Source organism: Campylobacter canis, from assembly GCF_045504005.1.
In the GTDB taxonomy this organism is placed as follows: domain Bacteria; phylum Campylobacterota; class Campylobacteria; order Campylobacterales; family Campylobacteraceae; genus Campylobacter_A; species Campylobacter_A canis.
On record NZ_JBJJXH010000001.1, the window covers coordinates 232,449 to 251,890 of the forward strand.

Annotated in this window: 21 protein-coding genes; 14 read left to right on the top strand and 7 right to left on the bottom strand. The window is 38.3% G+C overall.

The genetic code is table 11. The features are described from left to right. Positions 1-5 precede the first annotated feature (5 nt). Positions 6-1,592: an arginine--tRNA ligase gene (gene argS / locus ACHJH3_RS01165; protein WP_407063224.1), complete on the top strand. Its 1,587-nt coding sequence runs from the start codon at positions 6-8 to the stop codon at positions 1,590-1,592. Between the two features lie 8 nt (positions 1,593-1,600). Here argS and ACHJH3_RS01170 read toward each other — a convergent pair whose 3' ends face one another. Then, on the bottom strand, positions 1,601-2,218 hold the full coding sequence (locus ACHJH3_RS01170) for a sugar transferase (RefSeq protein WP_407063225.1): 618 nt from the start codon (positions 2,216-2,218) through the stop codon (positions 1,601-1,603). A gap of 166 nt (positions 2,219-2,384) precedes the next feature. On the opposite strand from ACHJH3_RS01170, the gene ACHJH3_RS01175 reads away from it, so the two are divergent. From ACHJH3_RS01175 to ypfJ, 3 genes are all read left to right on the top strand, one after another. Beyond that, entirely contained in the window at positions 2,385-3,386 is a 1,002-nt protein-coding gene (locus ACHJH3_RS01175) for a YeiH family protein (protein ID WP_407063226.1), read from the top strand. A 67-nt stretch (positions 3,387-3,453) separates the two neighbouring features. Next, positions 3,454-4,221, top strand: coding sequence for a tetratricopeptide repeat protein (locus ACHJH3_RS01180; protein ID WP_407063227.1), 768 nt, complete (start codon positions 3,454-3,456; stop codon positions 4,219-4,221). A 79-nt stretch (positions 4,222-4,300) separates the two neighbouring features. Continuing rightward, positions 4,301-5,161: a KPN_02809 family neutral zinc metallopeptidase gene (gene ypfJ, locus ACHJH3_RS01185; RefSeq protein WP_407063228.1), complete on the top strand. Its 861-nt coding sequence runs from the start codon at positions 4,301-4,303 to the stop codon at positions 5,159-5,161. On the opposite strand, the gene ACHJH3_RS01190 is transcribed toward ypfJ, so the two are convergent. The 4 genes from ACHJH3_RS01190 to nadD form a co-directional block, all read right to left on the bottom strand. Then, complete coding sequence (locus ACHJH3_RS01190) at positions 5,158-5,625, bottom strand: hypothetical protein (RefSeq protein WP_407063229.1); 468 nt, start codon at positions 5,623-5,625, stop codon at positions 5,158-5,160. The genes ypfJ and ACHJH3_RS01190 overlap by 4 nt on opposite strands. 11 nt (positions 5,626-5,636) lie before the next feature. After that, on the bottom strand, positions 5,637-5,987 hold the full coding sequence (locus tag ACHJH3_RS01195; protein ID WP_173030614.1) for a hypothetical protein: 351 nt from the start codon (positions 5,985-5,987) through the stop codon (positions 5,637-5,639). A gap of 89 nt (positions 5,988-6,076) precedes the next feature. Continuing rightward, positions 6,077-6,403, bottom strand: coding sequence for a ribosome silencing factor (gene rsfS / locus ACHJH3_RS01200; protein ID WP_169939945.1), 327 nt, complete (start codon positions 6,401-6,403; stop codon positions 6,077-6,079). After that, positions 6,379-6,939, bottom strand: a complete 561-nt coding sequence (gene nadD, locus ACHJH3_RS01205; protein ID WP_407063230.1) for a nicotinate (nicotinamide) nucleotide adenylyltransferase — start codon at positions 6,937-6,939, stop codon at positions 6,379-6,381. Before nadD ends, rsfS begins: the two co-directional genes overlap by 25 nt. Before the next feature lie 155 nt (positions 6,940-7,094). Here nadD and gap point away from each other — a divergent pair, with 155 nt between their 5' ends. From gap to ACHJH3_RS01255, 10 genes are all read left to right on the top strand, one after another. Further along, positions 7,095-8,093, top strand: a complete 999-nt coding sequence (gap, locus tag ACHJH3_RS01210; RefSeq protein ID WP_407063231.1) for a type I glyceraldehyde-3-phosphate dehydrogenase — start codon at positions 7,095-7,097, stop codon at positions 8,091-8,093. A 2-nt stretch (positions 8,094-8,095) separates the two neighbouring features. Then, entirely contained in the window at positions 8,096-9,301 is a 1,206-nt protein-coding gene (locus ACHJH3_RS01215; RefSeq protein ID WP_407063232.1) for a phosphoglycerate kinase, read from the top strand. Continuing rightward, a complete protein-coding gene (locus ACHJH3_RS01220; RefSeq protein WP_407063233.1) occupies positions 9,298-9,984 on the top strand; it encodes a triose-phosphate isomerase in 687 nt (228 codons plus the stop codon). The genes ACHJH3_RS01215 and ACHJH3_RS01220 overlap by 4 nt, the downstream gene beginning before the upstream one ends. Before the next feature lie 139 nt (positions 9,985-10,123). Then, positions 10,124-10,945, top strand: coding sequence for an enoyl-ACP reductase FabI (fabI, locus tag ACHJH3_RS01225; protein ID WP_407063234.1), 822 nt, complete (start codon positions 10,124-10,126; stop codon positions 10,943-10,945). 269 nt (positions 10,946-11,214) lie between these two features. Continuing rightward, complete coding sequence (locus ACHJH3_RS01230) at positions 11,215-12,246, top strand: NADH:flavin oxidoreductase/NADH oxidase (protein WP_407063235.1); 1,032 nt, start codon at positions 11,215-11,217, stop codon at positions 12,244-12,246. A 155-nt stretch (positions 12,247-12,401) separates the two neighbouring features. Further along, positions 12,402-12,641: a FeoA family protein gene (locus ACHJH3_RS01235; protein ID WP_407063236.1), complete on the top strand. Its 240-nt coding sequence runs from the start codon at positions 12,402-12,404 to the stop codon at positions 12,639-12,641. 7 nt (positions 12,642-12,648) lie between these two features. Further along, entirely contained in the window at positions 12,649-15,147 is a 2,499-nt protein-coding gene (gene feoB, locus ACHJH3_RS01240; RefSeq protein ID WP_407063237.1) for a ferrous iron transport protein B, read from the top strand. 26 nt (positions 15,148-15,173) lie between these two features. After that, a complete protein-coding gene (locus tag ACHJH3_RS01245) occupies positions 15,174-15,482 on the top strand; it encodes a hypothetical protein (protein WP_169939968.1) in 309 nt (102 codons plus the stop codon). A gap of 25 nt (positions 15,483-15,507) precedes the next feature. Beyond that, entirely contained in the window at positions 15,508-16,329 is an 822-nt protein-coding gene (locus ACHJH3_RS01250; RefSeq protein WP_169939970.1) for a DUF4198 domain-containing protein, read from the top strand. A gap of 52 nt (positions 16,330-16,381) precedes the next feature. Continuing rightward, positions 16,382-16,519, top strand: coding sequence for a FeoB-associated Cys-rich membrane protein (locus ACHJH3_RS01255; protein WP_169939972.1), 138 nt, complete (start codon positions 16,382-16,384; stop codon positions 16,517-16,519). A 91-nt stretch (positions 16,520-16,610) separates the two neighbouring features. Here the strand turns inward: ACHJH3_RS01255 and ACHJH3_RS01260 are convergent, their stop codons facing one another. Continuing rightward, positions 16,611-18,830, bottom strand: coding sequence for a tetratricopeptide repeat protein (locus tag ACHJH3_RS01260; RefSeq protein WP_407063238.1), 2,220 nt, complete (start codon positions 18,828-18,830; stop codon positions 16,611-16,613). Between the two features lies 1 nt (position 18,831). Further along, positions 18,832-19,383 carry a gamma-glutamylcyclotransferase gene (locus tag ACHJH3_RS01265; protein ID WP_407063239.1) on the bottom strand — a complete coding sequence of 184 codons (552 nt, stop codon included), beginning with the start codon at positions 19,381-19,383 and terminating at the stop codon, positions 18,832-18,834. Positions 19,384-19,442: the final 59 nt, after the last annotated feature.

The window sequence follows — 19,442 nt, forward strand, 5'->3', positions numbered from 1 at the left end:
TAAGAGTGAAAAATTTAGTCATAGATGAGATAAAAAAATACATAAGTGATGATTTTGTATTAGAAAAGCCAAAAGACAAGAGTTTGGCGCATTATGCCACACCTCTTGCTTTTTCTCTTGCAAAAGAGCTTAAGAAATCTCCAAAAATCATAGCCGAAGAGATCGTTTCTAAATTTAGCGGTAGCGAAATTCTTGAAGCAAGCGCACTAAACGGATATATAAATTTTAAATTAAATAGCAAATTTTTAGATAGACTTGCCGGCGATAGCCTTGCAGATCCTCAAAATTTCGCAAAAGGCGGAGCGGATAGAGAAAAGATACTGATAGAGTATGTAAGCGCTAATCCAACAGGCCCACTTCATATCGGACATGTAAGAGGTGCCGTATTTGGCGATACATTAGCTCGCGTAGGAGCTTATATCGGCAAGGGTATCACGACTGAGTACTATATAAACGACGCAGGCAACCAAATAGACCTGCTTGGAATTTCCATAAGTCTTAGGGCTCGCGAAGAGCTGTTTAAAGAAGAAGTAAATTATCCTGAAAAGTATTATAGAGGTGATTATATCTTAGATATCGCACGCGAAGCAAACGATAAATTCGGTAAAGAAATTTTTTATGATGAAAGTAGAAATTTAGAGCTTGCAGAGTTTGGCAAGGATATAGTGTTGGGTCTCATCAAACAAAATTTGGCTGAAGCAAAAATTTTTATAGATAATTGGGCTAGCGAGAGAAGTTATTATAACAAGCTTCAAGCCACTCTTGAAAAGCTTAAAAAATGCGGCGGCATATATGAGGATGATGGTAAAATTTGGATAAGATCAAGCGAAGCGGGAGATGAAAAAGATCGCGTGATAGTTAGGGAAGACGGACGAGAAACCTACCTTGCGGGCGACATAGTCTATCACAATGACAAATTTGAGCGCGGATATGATAGGTATATCAATATCTGGGGTGCCGATCATCACGGATATATAGCCAGAATGAAAGCCGCGATACACTTTTTAGGATATGACGAAAGCAGGCTTGAGGTGCTGCTAACTCAGATGGTTTCGCTTCTTAAAAACGGCGAGCAGTTTAAGATGAGCAAGCGTTCGGGCAATGTGGTTCTTATGAGCGACGTAACTGCCGAGATAGGGTATGAAGCGCTTAGGTTTATGTTTTTAAGCAAAAAGAGCGACACACATCTTGAATTTGATGTGGATGAACTAAAGCGAGAAGATAGTTCCAACCCGATTTTTTATATCAACTACGCTCATGCGCGTGTGAATCAAATTTTTGCAAAAGCGAGTAAAAGTATAGATGACGTAAATAACATTGAGTTTAAGAGCTTAAGTGAGGATGCTAAGAATTTACTTTTCGAAGCCCTTTCTTTAAATGACGTGCTTGTGGATGCATTTAACGCTCGTGCAATGCAGAAAATTTGCGACTATCTAAAATCGCTTGCCGCAAATTTTCATAAATTTTATAACGAAAATCGCGTTGTGGGAAGCCAAAATGAAGATGAGCTACTAAAGCTCTTTGCTGTTGTAGCCCTCTCGATAAAAACCGCTTTAGCGCTTATGGGGATAACTGCTAAGGACAGGATGTAATAGTTGCTTTAATAAGCTCCTTTTGTAAAGACTACAACCTCAATTGTTTTTATAATAATTTTTATGTCATATATTATTGACCAATTATCTATATATTGCATGTCTATTGCTATTCGTTCTTTATAGTCTATATCATTTCTGCCACTTACTTGCCAAAGCCCAGTTATCCCAGGTTTTACGCTAAGTAGTTTTTCTGAGTATTTTCCATATTTTAGTTTTTCTTTCTCTACTATTGGTCTTGGACCAACAATAGACATGTCTCCTAATAATGAGTTAAAAAATTGTGGTAATTCATCTAGGCTATATTTTCTTAAAAAACTTCCGATTCCGGGTATTATTCTTGGGTCTTCTTTTAGTTTAAAATCTTTCTCATACTCTTTTTTGATTAAAGGATTATCTCTGAGCCATTGTTCTAATATTTTTTCAGCATCAATTACCATTGTTCTAAATTTATAAACTTGAAAGCATTTTCCATGCTTTCCTATCCTAGTATGTTTAAAAATAGCAGGGGAGCCTGGAGATTTAATTTTTATTGAGATGTATATAAATAAAAAAACAGGAAGTAGCATAATAATTGCAACTAATGAAAAAAATATATCAAATAGTCTTTTTATAAGATCTTTCATGTAAGCCTTTCTATTTTAGCAATAAAATTATAATCTATAATTATATCTAATTTGCTTCAAATCTCTTATATGTTTTTTGTTATTAAGTTATTTTTTAATTGAAACTTGGCATGATTAATATTCTAATCATATTTTGTTAAAATTCTTCCTTTTTTAAGGTTGCAATATGAATACAATGAAAATCAAAGCCGTTTTTTTGCTGCTCGTGTTAGCTCTGTCGGCTTATTTTGCGTCAAATTTGGATTTTGTTAAGACGTTTCAGCTAAGCCCGCTTATTATAGCCATTTTGCTTGGTATGATTATCGGAAATAGCTTCAAATCGGCCGTTACGATACTTAAAGATAGCGGAATTTTAACCATAGCTACAAAGCAAATTTTAAGACTTGGTATCATACTTTTTGGATTTAGATTAACGCTTCAAGATATCTATGAGGTTGGATTTTTGGGTGTTTTGATAGCTTTTATAGTGGTTTTTTCGACATTTTTTTTAGGTATTTTTCTTGGGCGCGCTATGGGCATAGAGTCTAAAAGCGCTACGCTTATAAGCTCGGGCGCCTCTATTTGCGGAGCTGCGGCGGTTCTTGCAACTCAAAGCGTAGTCAAGGCAGATGGCGATCGCGTGGCGGTTGCGGTTAGTACGGTAGTACTTTTTGGAACTATCGGGATGTTTGTCTATCCTATTTTATTTAGAAGTGAAATTTTAGGCTTTGATGCAGCGACCATGGGGCTTTTTACGGGTTCTACTCTTCACGAGGTCGCTCACGTGATAGGAGCAGCAGCCGGTATAGGTGAAAACGCAGGCGCAGGCGCCGTGATCATGAAGATGTTAAGAGTGCTTATGCTCGTTCCGTTTTTACTAATGCTTGGAATTTTTAGCTTTAGACAAAGCGGAGAAAAGGGCTCCGGTATAAAAAATTTCGTGCCTTATTTTGCGCTTTGGTTTTTGGCGGCCGTTTTGGCAGGCTCTTTTCCTATTTTCCCAAAGCAAATTTTGCCTACTATAAACTTCATCGACACTATTTTGCTCTGTATCGCTATGGGTGCGCTTGGAACGACTATCAGAAAAGACGTGCTTTTAAATGCGGGCAAAAAGCCGTTTATTTTAGCCTTTTTGCTATTTGTGTGGCTTTTTGTAAGCGGATTTTTTATGGTTAAATTTTGGCTTTGATATAGTCGTTTATCTGTCATTTAGCAGCTGTTTTGTAAAATACTTAAATTCAAAACAAGGATGAAATTTGAGAAAAATAGCGCCATTTTTAATGCTTTGTCTTGCCTTATTTGCTTCACAAGATTATGCTAAACTTGAGAGAAAATGCGATAAAAACGATGCTAAAGCTTGTTTGAAGCTTGCTTTAAATTTAGAGATGAACGAAATAAACGAAGAGAGGATTTTAACGCTTCTTAAGAAGTCTTGCGCGCTTGACAATGCGCAGGGCTGTTCGTATGCGGGGGTTGTGTATTCTTTAAAATCAACACCCGATCATGCCAAAGCAAGCTTTTATATGCACAAGGCTTGCGATATGAATTTGGGCGACGGGTGCTGGAATTTGGGGTATTTGTACTCTTACGGGCTTGGCGTTAAGAAGGACGAAAACAGAGCTTTTGAGCTTTATGAAAGATCTTGCGAGCTACGATACGGTGTGGGATGCGAAGCCTTAGCTCTTGCGTATAAAGATAAAAAAGACGAGGCTAATTATTTTAAATACCTAAATTTAGCTTGTCAAAATGGACATGTAGATAGCTGCTCAAACATCGGCTATATGTATGAGCGAGGAAGCGGTGTGGAGTTTAATCTGCTTGAAGCGATGAAATTTTACGATATGGCTTGCAAGGGCGAAGATCAGCTTGCTTGCTACGCGCTTGGGTATATCTACGAAAAAGGAGCCGAAGGTATAGTAGCCAAGCCTAAAGAGGCGCTAAGGCTTTATGAAAGAGCATGCGAGCTTGGCGAGAAGCATTCTTGCGATGAGGCTAAAAGGCTAAAAGATAGCCGAATAAAATAATTTGTCGTAGCGATTTTGACTTGAAATTTTATATATTATCGCTATGAGATCTGTAAATTTAACGAAGTTGAGGTGATAAATGAGATGGCAAGGCAGAAGACGAAGTTCAAATATCGAAGATAGAAGGGCAAGCGGTGGCGGTGTATCTATGGGGGCTCTTTTGCCGCTTGTTAGGTTTTTGCTCGGTTCAAATATCGGGCGGGTTGTGCTTGCTGTCGGCGTTGTGGCTTACTTCATGGGATTTAACCCGCTAGCCTTGCTTGAGCCAAGCGGAGCTTCCGTAAACAAGAGCTTAAATGATCCAAATGAGAGTCAAAAGGTGGAATTTGTCTCTGCCGTTTTAGCTGAAACCGAGAGCGTGTGGAGTAAAATTTTTAGCGAGCATGGAGCAAGATACAAAGAGCCAAGTCTTGTTATTTTTAGAAATTCCGTGTCTAGCAAATGCGGTTTAGCAAGCTCACAAGTTGGTCCGTTTTATTGTCCTGCCGATGAGAAGGTCTATCTTGATCTTAGCTTTTTTGACGAACTTGCTAGCAAGCATAAGGCCGGCGGGGATTTTGCTCAGGCTTATGTCATAGCTCATGAAATAGGTCATCACGTCCAAAATATCACGGGCACGCTTGGCAAAATTCACAACCTAAAAGCAAGAAGCAAGGATTTAAGCAAGCAAAATGCGCTTCAGGTAAAAGTTGAGCTTCAAGCGGATTGTTATGCCGGAATTTGGGCTCATTATATGCAAAAGTATCAAATTTTAGATGACGGCGATATAGAAGAGGCGCTAAATGCCGCAAGCGCAATAGGCGATGATACTCTTCAGAAAAAATACCAAGGGCACGTGGTTCCTGATTCGTTTACGCACGGAAGCTCAAAACAAAGAATGCAGTGGTTTAAGAAAGGCTTTGAAGGCGGCAAATTAAGCTCTTGCTCGTTTGAGATTTAGTTTTCAAATGCGAACTTGCTTTTCTTTTCTTCGCAAGGCTCTTGGATAAGTAAATTTTTGATATTTGCAAGCTCGCTTTCAAACTGCTTTTTATCAAATTTAAAGCTTATATCATAGATCCAGTCGCGTCTTTGTCTATTTTTAAAATCGCAAAGCATGACGCTATCTTCTTCAAATTTAAGCTTAGCTTCCAGATACCAGCACTCATACGTGCCGCACGGACAGCCTAGCAACACTACTTTCTTATCCAAATTTGCGTCAAGGAATAGCCTTTGAAAGTCGTATTTATGAAGATAAGAGTATCCGCCTGCTAAATTTTCATATCCTTCTCTGTTGGCAAATGGAATTTCATAATTTTTTATTGTTTCAAGAAGATGTTTTTTGTTGATTAGAATTGATACAACGTCATTTTGAACTCCTAAAGTAAAGTCAAATTTATCCAACTTAAACTCTATCGTGTCCATTTTATCTTACTTTATCTCCTAAATTTATTATCTCTGAAATAATACCAAAAAAATAAAGATATGAAGAAGAAAAACAAGATATTTGGGGTCAAAATTGATTTAGGAGGCAAAATAAAGACGAAATTTAGCTTGTCCCACTCATCAAGCTCTAAGACTTTGCTTGCTTGCGGTGTTATAATGTGAGAAAATATTAAAATTCCAAGACAAAACAGATATTCTTTTAAATTCCTATTTTTGTTAAGCCAAATTTTAATGCAAATAATGATCGCGATAACGAGCAAGAAAACTCTTGCAAAGTAAAGCATATCAAGAAAAGATATCATGCTTTGCGTTTTGATAAAAAGAAAATCAAGCTTTTCCAAAATTCGCTTCTTTTATCTATTTTACCTGCACGGCGATCAGGCAAAAGCTAAATTTCAAAGCCGTGCAAGTTTGACAGAGCTAAATTTATCTACTCTCTTTGCTCTTTTAGCTTCGCTAAAAACTCTTCTATATTGTATTTTGCTCGGTGCTCAGGGCTTAAAAGATGCACTAAAATATCGCCAAGATCGATTACGACCCAATCAGGAGAGCTTTCAATGCCCAAAAATTCTTCTCCAAAAGGCTTAAGTCCTATTTTAAGATCGTCCGTTAAAGCATAAGCGTGCCTTTCGCCCATCGTTGTTGCGATAACTACGAATTTAACGAAATAATCACGATCTCTCATATCAAAAACTTCTATCGCCTCAGCCTTTTTCTCATCCAGTATTTTTACTATTTTGTCGATTCTTTCTTGCATTTTAATCCTTGGTAAAATTTTATAACTTCATCTTTGATTTTTTCAGGCAGTCCCTCTTGAGCAAGATCTGCTCGTATCTGCGAAGAGGAGATATTAACGTGCATGTTCATCTTGTGAAGTATCTTTGGAATTTCGATTTTATCGCGCTGGGCGATAACAAATTCCACTAGCTCTTTAAGTCTATCTATATCGTGCCATTTGTGTAAATTTTCAAGGTGATCAGCGCCTATAAGCAGATAAAATTTCTTGATATCATAAATTTCATAAAGATGTAAAACACTCTCTATCGTAGGCACGGGGCGGTTTTGATCTATCTCGAATTTGCTTATCTCAACGCCTTTTAAATCACCCCAAATTTCACTGATCCACTTAAATCTAAGCTCGGGCGGAGCCGAAAATTCACTCTTAAAAGGGCTTATGTATGTAGGCATAATGATAAGTTTATCTATATCAAGACTCTTTAAAGCACTCTTTACTATCGTATCGTGCCCCAAATGCGGCGGATCAAAGCTTCCGCCGAAAAATGCCAACTTCATCTTGCGCCTTAACCTCTTAAATTTAAAAGCAAAGCTTATCAAAAATGAGGTAAAAACGAGTTGAAAGATGAGCCTTAAGCAAAAATTCCCGTGATAAAGCAGGGTTAAAGTTCTTTATGTGTAAAATTTTGCCAAATTTCTACTAAGGAACACATATGGTTAAAATTGCGATCAACGGTTTTGGAAGAATCGGAAGGTGTGCCGCTCGCATAATCTTACAGCGCGATGATGTGGAACTAGTCGCTATAAACGACACGGCAAAAAGAGATATGACAAGATATCTGCTTAAATACGACACCGTGCATGGGGAATTTAAGCAAGATGTAAAAGTGCTTAGTGATGATTATATCGAAGTAAACGGTAAAAAAATTAGAGTTTTTTCAACAAGAGACGCAAACGAGCTTGATTTTGCAGGTTGCGGGGCTGATGTGGTTCTTGAATGTACGGGAGCTTATCTAACTACCGAAAAATGCGAACCTTATCTTAAAAACGGCATTAAAAAAGTTATCATGAGCGCACCTGCTAAGGATGATACGCCTACATACGTTATAGGCGTAAATGAAAGCCAATACAAAGGTGAAGCCGTCATCTCAAACGCAAGCTGCACGACAAACTGCCTTGGACCTGTCGCAAAGGTGCTTGATGACGTATTTGGCATCAAAAAGGGTCTTATGACTACGATTCACGCCTACACCCACGGGCAAAGCTTAGTTGATGTAAAAGCAAAAGATTTTAGACGCTCTCGCGCTGCTGCTTTAAATATCGGACCTACTACAACCGGAGCTGCAAAAGCCATAAGCAAAGTGCTTCCTCAGCTTAAAGGCAAGATGCACGGACAAAGCGTTAGGGTGCCTGTTGCTAACGTGTCTATGGTTGATTTAACCGTGGTTTTGGATAAAGAAGTAAGCGTAGAAGATGTAAATAACGCCTTTAGAAACGCTGCAAATGGCGCTATGAAAGGAATTTTACTCGTAGATGACGATCAGAGAGTATCAAGCGACTTTATGACTTCAAGCTATAGCTCTATCGTTGCAAGCGATATTACGCAAGTTATTTGCGGTGACATGGTAAAGGTTATGGCTTGGTATGACAACGAGTGGGGCTACTCCGAGCGCCTTGTGGATATGGCTGTTCATGCTATGAAAAAGGCTTAAAGATGAGCGATATATTATCGATAAACGATCTTGAGCTTAACGGCAAAAAAGTATTTATAAGGTGCGATTTTAACGTCCCTATGGATGAATTTTTAAACATAACCGACGATAGGAGAATTCGCTCCGCAATTCCTACCATAAGATACTGCCTTGATCACGGCTGCTCTATCGTTTTAGCAAGCCATCTTGGTCGCCCGAAAAGCGGCTTTGAAGAGAAATTTTCGCTTAAAAATGTTGCCAAAAGACTTTCTCGCCTTCTTGATAGGGATGTGAAATTTGCAAGCGATGTAGTCGGTGAAGACGCTAAAAGCAAGGCCGAGAATCTAAAAAGCGGTGAAATTTTAATGATTGAAAATTTGCGCTTTGAAAAAGGTGAAACCAAAAATGACCAGACTCTTGCTAGCGAGCTTGCAAAATTTGGCGAATTTTACGTAAATGACGCATTTGGCGTATGCCACAGAGCTCATGCTTCTGTTGAGGCAATAACTAAATTTTATGACGATAACCACAAGGCTGCGGGATTTTTACTGCAAAAAGAGATAAATTTCGCTCAAAATTTGATAAAACATCCTTCACGTCCGTTTGTAGCCGTTGTGGGCGGCTCAAAAGTAAGCGGCAAGCTTCAAGCGCTTCATAATCTACTTCCGCGTGTTGATAAGCTAATAATCGGCGGCGGAATGGCTTTTACTTTCTTAAAAGCTCTTGGCGAAAATATCGGAAATTCGCTTCTTGAAGAGGATCTCATAGAGGACGCAAAAGAAATTTTAAAAAAGGGAAAAGAGCTTGGAGTTAAAATTTACTTGCCTGTTGATGTGGTGGCGGCTCAGACATTTTCACAAGACAGTGCCGTCAAATACGTGCCTGCTCAAGAAATTCCAAGCGGCTGGATGGGGCTTGATATAGGACCTGCCTCAACGAGGCTTTTTAAAGAGGTGTTAGCCGATGCTCAAACTATCTGGTGGAACGGCCCTATGGGTGTTTTTGAGATGGATAAATTTAGCAAGGGAAGTATCAAGATGAGCCACGCGATCGTCGAGACTCACGCCACTACGGTTGTAGGAGGCGGAGATACCGCCGATGTGGTCGAGCGTGCGGGCAATGCCGATGAGATGACCTTTATCTCAACGGGTGGCGGAGCTAGCCTTGAGCTAATCGAAGGCAAAGAGCTTCCTGGCATAAAACCTCTTAGAAAGGCGCGTGAATCGTGAGATTTGCAGCAAATTTAAAGTGTAACCACACAAGAGCAAGCTTTAAGCAGTATGCTCAAATTTTAGATGGAAATTTAAGCTCAAACGACGATGTGATAGTATTTGCGCCATTTACGGCTTTTGAGGATGAAAAGCATAAATTTACTCTTGGCGCGCAAAATTTCTATCCGTGCGAAAACGGAGCATTTACGGGCGAGATCGGCAAGGCGATGCTTGATGAATTTGGCATTAATTGCGTTCTCATTGGACACTCTGAAAGGCGCGAGGTGCTTGGCGAGTGCGAAGAGATGCTAAAAGCTAAATTTGAATTTGCGGTAAAAAACGGCTGGCATATAGTTTATTGCATAGGCGAGAGCCTAGAGATAAACGAGGCAGGTGGCACAAAGGAATTTTTAAAAAAACAGCTTGAAAATATCGATTTAGGCTACTTGAATTTGACTATAGCTTACGAGCCGATCTGGGCTATAGGCACGGGCAAGAGCGCTACAAACGAGCAGATAGCTGAAATTTTAGATTTCTTATCTACTTTAACGACTGCACCTTTGCTTTACGGCGGAAGCGTAAATGCTAAAAATATCTCCCAGATCGCACAAATCAAAAGCTGCAAAGGGGTTTTGGTAGGTACTGCAAGCTGGGATGCGCATAATTTTTTAAATTTAATAAAAGCTTTATCTCGCGAGTAAATTTAAATGAATTTGCCGAAATTTAGACCAACTTTGAGTGCGCTAAATTTAGCTTTAAAATATTCAAATTTATTTCGTGATGATTATAACTTGTTGGATAATGTTAAATTTTATAATTTAAATTTTTAAGGAGAACATAATGATAATGAAGGGCAAAAAAGGTCTTATAGTAGGCGTTGCAAACGCCAAATCAATCGCTCACGGAATCGCTGAAGCGTGTCACGCTCAAGGTGCGCAGCTTGCATTTACATACTTAAACGACGCTCTTAAAAAGCGCGTTGAGCCGATTGCCGAAGAACTTGGAAGCAAATTCGTCTATGAGCTTGATGTAAATAACGAGGAGCATTTAAATGGGTTAGCCGAGAAGATAAGAGCCGATTTTGGCGAGATAGATTTCGTCGTTCATGCCGTGGCTTTTGCTCCAAGAGAGGCGCTTGAGGGCGAGTTTATAAATACGAGCAAAGAGGCGTTTGATATCGCTATGGGAACTTCGGTTTATTCGCTTTTAAGCCTTACAAGAGCGGTTATGCCCGTCCTTAAAGAAGGTGGTTCAGTGCTTACTTTAAGCTATCTTGGCGGACCTAAATTCGTGCCGCACTACAACGTAATGGGAGTAGCAAAAGCCGCGCTTGAAAGCTCGGTAAGATACCTGGCGCATGATCTAGGAGCTAAAAATATCCGCGTAAATGCTATCAGTGCAGGACCTATTAAAACGTTGGCGGCAAGCGGCATAGGCGACTTTAAGATGATACTTAAATACAACGAATGCAACGCTCCGTTAAAACGCAACGTCTCAACCGAAGATGTCGGCAAGAGCGCTATGTATCTGCTAAGCGACCTTGCAAGCGGCGTTACGGGTGAGATTCACTATGTGGATTGCGGATACAATATAATGGGCATGAGCGATATCGCAAAAGACGAAGAGGGAAATACTATCTTAGCTTGGGATGCGCATAAATAAAACTACTAGATAAAGCCTTTTGCAGGCTTTATCTTAAATTTATAAAGCTAATCTCGCTTTGCTTTCATAAATTTTTAAACTTCGCCACTCTTTATCTTTTTAAATATTTAATTTAGTTCTATGTTTTTTTATAAATTTGCCGCTTGTTTTTTTGAAATTTGATTAAAAATATTAAAGAAATTTCAGTTGTATTTGCATAAAGTATTTTTAAGTTTATATGAAATTTAGTCCAAATGTGTAAAATTAATAAAAATTTTTAAGGAAAAATGATGAGTGATTTACCGCTTTTATTTACGCCGTTTAAGATCGGTGACGTAGAGATAAAAAATCGCATAGTTATGCCGCCTATGTGCATGTACAAAGCAAAAGATGACAACGGAATGCCAAGATGCTTTCACAAGCTTCACTATGCGGCGCGTTCGCTTGGAGGAGTAGGGCTTATCATCGTTGAGGCGACTGCTGTTGAGCCAAGGGGAAGGATCACGCATAATGACCTTGGTCTGTGGAGCGATGAGCAGATAGAAGATCACGCAAAACTTGTTAAAGAGTGCGTCAAATACGGATCTAAAATGGCTATCCAGCTAGCTCACGCAGGCAGGAAGAGCGAGTGTAGTAGCGAGCCGATCGCTCCAAGCGCGATTAAATTTAGCGACAGATATAAAACTCCAAAAGAGATGAGTTTGAGTGATATAAATTTGATTAAAACTAAATTCATAGAAGCTGCCGCTAGAGCGCAAGAAGCAGGATATGAGATCATCAAAATTCACGCTGCACACGGATATCTCATAAGTGAATTCCTATCGCCAAATATCAATAAAAGAAGTGATGATTACGGCGGAAACTTTGAAAACCGCACAAGGCTTTTAAGAGAAATTTTAACCGAAGCAAAAGCGGCTGTGAGTATCCCGGTAGGAGTTAGAATAAGCGCACATAGCTTCGTAAATGGTGACTGGAGTATAGAAGATAGTGTTACTTTGGCGCGCGAGCTTGAAAATTTAGGAGCGGCGTTTATACATGTTTCTTCAGGCGGGTTTTTTGAAAAAGTTGATTTTATGCCTCGCCTTGTGCCGTTATATCAGTGCTCTTATGCAAAGGCTATTAAAAAAGCTGTAAATATACCTGTTATAGCCGTTGGACTCATAACTACCGCCAGTGAAGGCGAAGCCTTGCTTCTTGGCGAGGTTTGCGACGCAGTGGCTTACGGAAGAGAACTGCTTAGAAATCCGAATTTTCCGCAGCTTGCAATGAGCGAGCTAGGTGTAACAGACCTCATAGAAAAGCCTTATAAAAGAGCATTTTGATAAATTTATCCGCTTGCATAGTTTAAGCGGATAAAATATATCTAATACTTAAGATACTTTTTAAAATTTTTAATAATAGAAATTATCATTTTAATTTACTTAAAGGCTAAATGCAATATAATAACGAAATCGGTTATTATATTTAAGGATACTTGATGAACCTTGGTCTTATAAGTTCAGGCAAAAAATGCAAAATAACAAAGTTAAATGCCACGGGAAAGCTACTGCAAAAGCTCTTAGATATGGGATTTGTTATAGGCGCTACTATAGAAGTCATAAGAGAAGCGCCGCTTTATGATCCTGTAGAGCTTAAAATTCATAATTACTTAATATCGCTTAGAAAAAGCGAAGCGGAGCTTATCGAAGTTGAAGAGCTCCTAAAAGAAAGCGCATAGGTGTAACATGGAGATAAAAGTAGCTTTAGCGGGGCAGCCAAACTGCGGCAAATCGACTATATTTAATATGCTAAGCGGTATCCATCAGCATATCGCAAACTATCCGGGCGTAACGGTAGATAAAAAATCGGGCTTTTTTAGCGTCGGTGATCTTGATATAGAGATGATAGATCTTCCCGGAACTTACTCTTTTAGCTCTTATTCGCTTGAAGAGAAGGTGGCTAAAGAGGTTATCATCAATGAAAATCCCGATGTGATTTTAAACATAATAGACTCTTCGAATTTAAAAAGAAATTTATATCTTACTTTTCAGCTTTTAGAAATAGGCGTGCCTGTAGTGCTTGTGCTAAATATGCATGATGTAGCTAAAAGACGCGGTATTATTATCGATCATAAGAAGATGAGTGAGCTTTTAAGATGTCCGGTAATATGCGCAAGCGCTTCAAAGGGCGAAGGCAAAGAGGAAATTTTTGAAGCTCTTAGAAATGTCCGGAAGCTTAAAGAGAACTATGAAGAGTTTAAAATCAACTATGACGAGCTTGAAATTTATATATCCGAGCTTGAAAGCAGCCTTAAATTTACGGATAAAAATATAAGCAAAAGATGGCTTTGTATAAAAGCTTTGGAAAAAGATCAAACTATCATCGATTTGATCAAGCCTGAAAACCCAAATGTAAACGATATTGTCGATAGCGGGCGAACTAAATTTCACGATACTTTTGATAAAGATATCGAGAGCTTTTTGGCTTCGTTTAGATATGAAAGTGCCGATATTATCTTTCATAAATGTGTAGAAGAGACTAAAAAAGGCGAAGTTACTCTAACCGATAAGGCCGATAGGGTAGTCTTAAACAGATGGCTTAGTTTCCCTATTTTACTTGCGATTATTTTTATAATTTATGAAAGCAGCATCGTATTTGGCTATAAGCTAACGGACTATACATGGCCTGTTTTTGCGGCGATTAAAAATTTCGTTACAGATATTACGCCCGAAGCGAATATAGCTCAAATTCCTATGATCACTGATCTTGCCAATTGGCTTGTAAATTCAGCTGTTGCGCTACTTAACTATCTGCCTATATTTTTCATACTTTTTGCCATGATAGCTATACTTGAAGACGTGGGCTACATGCCTAGAATGGCGTTTATACTTGATAAACTTTTTAGAAAATTTGGACTTCATGGGCAGAGCACTCTACCTCTTGTACTTGGGGGTGCATTTGTAGGCGGTTGTGCTGTGCCGGGAGTCATGTCGACAAAGGGAATTGCAGACGATAGGGCAAGGATGGCTACTATTTTAACCGTTCCGCTTATGAACTGTCTTGCTAAAGTGCCTTTTTATACGCTTTTACTTGGTGCGTTTTTCCCGACACAGATGAGTATAATGCTCTTTTATATCTCTACGGTTACGGTTTTGGCCGCACTTGTGATAGCGAAATTTTTAACTTCAACCATACTTAAAACTCGTGAAACGGCACCTTTTGTTATGGAGCTGCCACCTTATCATTTGCCTACATTTAAGGGCGTGATATTAAGATCTATTGAAAGAGTTTGGATATATATCAAAAAGGTTTGTACTATCGTTATAGCAGTTGCTATCGTGCTTTTTGCGCTTTTGCAGTTTCCGGGAATTTCAAAAGAAAGACAAGAACACTATGCGCAAGAAGAGGCGAAAATTTTAGCAGCATTTGATAAAGTAGCTAAGAAAACCGCTTATTATGAGCTTATCGACAGTAGAGATGAGGTTGCTGCGCTTTTAAATTTTTATGACGGCTATAGAGCTAAAAAGATGGGTGGAAGTAAGGATGTCGATGAGAAATATGAGGCCAAAAATGCCGAATTTTATAAATTCTTGCGAGTTCCAAAGGATGATAAAGACGCAAAATCTATAAATACCGCTCTTAGAAAGCTCTCAACCGCTAGAAATAAAATTTTACGAGATCAAAAAAACGATAAGATAGAAAATTCCCTTCTTGGCATGGCGGGACGCGCACTTGAGCCTATATCGCAGTTTGCAGGATTTGACTGGAAGATCAACGTAGCGTTTTTAAGCTCTTTTGCGGCTAGAGAATCAGCCGTCGCTACTCTTGGTAGTATCTATGAAACAGGCAAAGATGATACTTCTGTGGCTCAGCCTGAAGTGATTGTTCCGCTAAGTAGCGATAAAGAATTAAGACCTGAAGAGAAGATGGCTAAAAATAGCGGCTATACGCCTTTACACGCCGCTTCTATCATTATCTTTATGTTGCTTACTCCGCCTTGTATCGCTACGATGATCGTTGTTAAGATGCAGACGAACAGTTACTTTTGGATGTGTTTTGGGATATTCTTCCCGTTTGCGCTTGCACTTGTTGTTTCATCGCTATTTTTTAGCATTTCGCAAGCGTTTGGGCTAAGCGGACTTGCGGCTATGAGTATATATTATTTTATAATGCTCTTGGCGGTTTTGGTGCTTTGGTTTGTTCCTGAAAAACGTATAAACTGGAGCGGAGGAATTAAAAAATGATAAATTTAATAACCAAAGGAGAAGAAATGAAAAAATTACTATTTTCATCATTTGTAGTTGCTCTTATGAGCTCATCTGCTTTTGCTCATACCGCTCTCATGAGTTGCTTTGACAACGGAGATGATACCGTTACTTGCGAAGGCGGCTTTAGCGACGGATCAAGCGCAAGTGGCGTACAATTTACCGTTATTCAAAACGGCAAAGTCATCATAGAGGGCAAATTCGATAAAGATAGCAGCTTCACGTTTAAAAAACCGGAAGGCGAATACGAGGCTAAATTCTTTGCCGGAGAAGGGCACGAAGTAATCGTAAAATCAAAAGATATAGCACAATAATTTAAATTTCACAAAAAGGATAGATATGTTTAAAAAAGTTATCGTTTCAGCTGCGGTAGCAGGCGCTTTAGCTACTTCTGCATTTGCTCATTTTCAAATGCTTTACACTCCGGAATCTGCACTAAACAAAGGCGGCACTATACCTTTAAAGATAGTTTTCACTCACCCGTTTGCTGATGAGCACACTATGGATATGGGTCTTCAAGAGGATAAAAGCAGAGAAAAAGTGGTTGATTTTTTCGTAGTTCACAAAGAGAAAAAGACAGATATGCTAGCTACCTTAAAAGAGATGAAATTTAAAGGTAGCCACAACGCGGGCATGGGATATGACTCTGAATATAAAGCAAGAGGTCTTGGCGATCACGTGTTTGCACTAACTCCAGCGCCTTACTATGAAGCAAACGAGGAAGCATATATTCAACAAATTACAAAAATGATCGTAAACGTAGGCGGCGCTCCGACTGATTGGGATGCCGAGCTAGGACTAAAAGCAGAGATCGTGCCTTTAACTAAACCTTACTCAATCTGGGCGGGAAGCACATTTACGGGCATCGTTAAATCGGAAGGTAAGCCTGTTCCGTTTGCGGAAATCGAGGTTGAGTACGTTAACCACGCTATTGACATGAAGAAAAACATGACAAATCCAAAAGGCAAATTTGAAGCTCCGCAAGATAGCTTTGTAACGCTTACTATTAAAGCTAACGAAAGAGGTGAATTTACATTCGGTATACCAAAAGCAGGTTGGTGGGGATTTGCAGCGCTTGGCGTAGGTCCTGACAAAGAGTATAAAGGCAAAGAGCTAGGCCAAGACGCAGTTATCTGGGTTCAAGCAAAAGATATGAAATAATTAAAATTTGAGCAAGAGTAAAGCCTCTTGCTCAAATTTACAAGGATATAAAATGAGTGGATTAGAAGCGGGTTTTCTGATAGTTATCGCACTTGCGGCGGGATATTTTGTTTACGTAAAAGAATTTAAGCAAAAAGACTGCGGATGCGGCAACAAGGGAAATTGTCACAAAAAACAACAGCGCGGGTAGCTAAAGCAAATTTTAGCTACTTCTTATTTTGATGTTTGAATTCTAAAAGCAACCACGATAACCACTTTTGCAATTAAATTTTACTTCTTAACTAACTTTCTAAAAATTCAAGCTTTTCTATAGAGTCGTTTTTTCTAAATTCAAAATATATTCTCTTGATTTGAGTAAGTTCGTCAGAGCTTATGTGTTCGCAGCTCTCTTGCAGTCTTGTTTTGATACGCGAAGTATCAAGAGCTAAAAGAGATGAAGCAATGAAATTTTCAACCAGCACTATCCCAAGCCTTTTAACCGAATTTGTTTCGTCTAGAATTTCAAGCGCTCTAGTTGCTAAATTTAGCGTTTCTTGATATAAATCCTCATTAGGATCAATTAGAATTTTATAAAGCATATTTAGCACAAGATTGTGTAAAGATATGGCAAGCTCGTCCCTATCGCCTACCGATTGCTTCAAATTTAGCCCGATTTTGCCGAATTTTATAGCGGTGTCAATGCTTGTCATATCGCTAAAATTTTGTGATATAAACTTGAGTCTATAAGAGATAGCCATATTTACAAAGCTTGCTCCGTATTCAAAAGCGCCTAAAGCCGGCACAAATAAGCATTTTTTATAAAATTTGATAGCCTCGTCGAAGTCATTTTCCCACTCGTATAAATTCGCTTTGATGTTATAAAAGTGCCATAGCCAAAGAGGCTCGTTATTTTCGCTATGAGAAAACAGCATCTTTTCAAGCCTATCTAAGATATCCTTAGCCTCATCTTTTAGCGCTTCGTCTCTTTGAGAGATTATTATCCAAGCCGCTTTTCTTTGGTGGTATCTTACCTCTATGTCAGACGGCTTTGCTTCTAAATTTAGCTCTTTTGGGAAATTTTCGTATGCTTCCTTTAGCTTTCCTGCTCGCTCATAAAGCGAGCTGATGTTTAGAGCATATCTATTTGGATTGATCTCGTAAAGGTATCTATTGAGCAAGATAGCCTCGCTAAATTGCCCGTTTCGTTTAAATAAAAATACCAAATCATCAAGCGCGCTTAAACTAAGCTTTCTGTAGATTGAGCCGTTTGAGCTATCAAAGCTTTCTATGTCGTTTGTGTCAAACATCTTGCCAGCTATCTCAAACCAGTAGCTGTTTATAAGCTCGTAATGCTGCTTTTCTTTTACTTTTTTTATAAATTTTTCTAAAATCTTTACACTTCTTTTGTGATCAAGCACGAGATCTTTGGTGTAATGATAAAGTATCAAAAGAGATAGCGGATTGTCAAAAATATCAGTGCAATGCTCTATGTGGTTTCTTAGGTATTGCGCTAGTTCACGCTCTTCCGTTTCTAGGTCATCATATCTTACACAAGGAGTGAAAAATATCTGAAGAGATCTTTGCTGCGCTAAAAATCCAAAATCCTTAAAGCTTCTTGTTATGAAATTTTGAAATCCAAATATTAGTTTTGAACTATTTTCTGCTTGTTTATCTTCAAAGAAATTCTTTCCGCAATATTCAAAAAGCTCGAGCGAGATATAGGTCTTTTGGCTGGGTTTTTTGGTTATAAATGTCGAACAAAGCCTCATCAAATCATAAAATTTACTCTCTCTATGAGAGAACATGACTCTAAAATCAAATTTGTCTTTAGAGTAAAAATTTGCCTCGTTTTCATGAATTTGAATCTCTTTTACGCCAAGCTCGGTTAAAATTCTCTTGATATCGGCTACTTTGTCGCTTCTAATATAAAAATTTACATTTTCAAAACGCTTTAAAATCTCTTTTGCAAATACTTTCCAAAGCCACTCGTCGCTTCTTTTTAAATCAAAGTTGTAAAGATGAATTTGTGTTTCTAGGCTAAAATTTAAAAGCGTGAGCTTTAGCTTTTTGGCTCTTCTTGAGTCGGTGTTTAACCATGAGTTTATGATGTTTTTGATGCCGTTTCCTTCGGTGTCAAAGGCTTGAGGAAGCAGCAGCAGCCCGAGAAATAAAATAGCTACAAAGATAAGCGATATCATCTCTGTGCTACTAAATTTTAAAGGCGTTTCAAATATGAGTTTTTTAAAAAAATCTTCATAAATACTAACCGCTAAAAGCGATAAAAGTATGAAAAATACCGCCGCGATAGAGATAAATTTAGAGATTATCCTTTTTATAAAAAGCGCTGAAAATAGCTTTTTCTTTCTGTTTAAAGACGCTATGTCTAGGATAAATTTATCAAGACTGTCGTCCTTGCAAAATGTTATGTAAAGCCCGCTTTCATCTTTAAATACTGAGCTTTCATCTACGCTTTTTCTTTTAGAACTTTGCAAATTTAGAGTATGAATTTTGATATTTTGCATATCAGTTACCTTTTGCCGCTTTGTTTTGCAAGCTATCGGCAAAGGTGTATTCTCCGTCTTTTAGTTCAAACGGAAAATCTTTTAAAATTTCGGCGAAATTCCGCTTAAATTCATCGCCGTAATTATCTAGCGCATCTTTTATTATGTTTATATATTTTATCGGTATAAAGCTATTTTTATCGCCTTTATGAGCTATAAATTTATCGTTTGTCGTTATAAAAGCCATGAGCTCCGCATTAAAATTTTCATCTAAAATTTGCTCTTTATTTATGTAAATTTGACTATAGTTTTTCTCTCTTAGCTTTAGCTCTTCAAACTCGTCATTTTTAACTTTTATAGCCACTCCCCAAATTTCGCTATTTGCATCCTCTTTGATATTTAAAAACACACCTTTTACCTGCTCTTTATCAAAATTTATATGTGAAACTGCATTCCAAACGCGCCTGTAGCCTTTTATTTTAATTGGAATTAGATCATCTTGCGTTAGTATTCTCTTAAAACTTTTTTGTGCGCTTTTTAAATTTATTAGCGAGCCAAAGCCAAATATATACATAATAAAGCCTTTGAATTTAATGGCTTTATTATGGCATTTTTGTTATTTAAGGCAGATAA

Excerpts from the sequence above, each read along its gene's own strand:
- ACHJH3_RS01170 (WP_407063225.1), bottom strand. The coding sequence starts at position 2,218 with ATGAAAGATCTTATAAAAAGACTATTTGATATATTTTTTTCATTAGTT.
- ACHJH3_RS01175 (WP_407063226.1), top strand. The coding sequence starts at position 2,385 with ATGAATACAATGAAAATCAAAGCCGTTTTTTTGCTGCTCGTGTTAGCT.
- ypfJ (WP_407063228.1), top strand. The coding sequence starts at position 4,301 with ATGAGATGGCAAGGCAGAAGACGAAGTTCAAATATCGAAGATAGAAGG.
- ACHJH3_RS01190 (WP_407063229.1), bottom strand. The coding sequence starts at position 5,625 with ATGGACACGATAGAGTTTAAGTTGGATAAATTTGACTTTACTTTAGGA.
- rsfS (WP_169939945.1), bottom strand. The coding sequence starts at position 6,403 with ATGCAAGAAAGAATCGACAAAATAGTAAAAATACTGGATGAGAAAAAG.
- nadD (WP_407063230.1), bottom strand. The coding sequence starts at position 6,939 with ATGAAGTTGGCATTTTTCGGCGGAAGCTTTGATCCGCCGCATTTGGGG.
- gap (WP_407063231.1), top strand. The coding sequence starts at position 7,095 with ATGGTTAAAATTGCGATCAACGGTTTTGGAAGAATCGGAAGGTGTGCC.
- ACHJH3_RS01215 (WP_407063232.1), top strand. The coding sequence starts at position 8,096 with ATGAGCGATATATTATCGATAAACGATCTTGAGCTTAACGGCAAAAAA.
- fabI (WP_407063234.1), top strand. The coding sequence starts at position 10,124 with ATGATAATGAAGGGCAAAAAAGGTCTTATAGTAGGCGTTGCAAACGCC.
- ACHJH3_RS01230 (WP_407063235.1), top strand. The coding sequence starts at position 11,215 with ATGAGTGATTTACCGCTTTTATTTACGCCGTTTAAGATCGGTGACGTA.
- ACHJH3_RS01235 (WP_407063236.1), top strand. The coding sequence starts at position 12,402 with ATGAACCTTGGTCTTATAAGTTCAGGCAAAAAATGCAAAATAACAAAG.
- feoB (WP_407063237.1), top strand. The coding sequence starts at position 12,649 with ATGGAGATAAAAGTAGCTTTAGCGGGGCAGCCAAACTGCGGCAAATCG.
- ACHJH3_RS01245 (WP_169939968.1), top strand. The coding sequence starts at position 15,174 with ATGAAAAAATTACTATTTTCATCATTTGTAGTTGCTCTTATGAGCTCA.
- ACHJH3_RS01250 (WP_169939970.1), top strand. The coding sequence starts at position 15,508 with ATGTTTAAAAAAGTTATCGTTTCAGCTGCGGTAGCAGGCGCTTTAGCT.
- ACHJH3_RS01255 (WP_169939972.1), top strand. The coding sequence starts at position 16,382 with ATGAGTGGATTAGAAGCGGGTTTTCTGATAGTTATCGCACTTGCGGCG.
- ACHJH3_RS01260 (WP_407063238.1), bottom strand. The coding sequence starts at position 18,830 with ATGCAAAATATCAAAATTCATACTCTAAATTTGCAAAGTTCTAAAAGA.
- ACHJH3_RS01265 (WP_407063239.1), bottom strand. The coding sequence starts at position 19,383 with ATGTATATATTTGGCTTTGGCTCGCTAATAAATTTAAAAAGCGCACAA.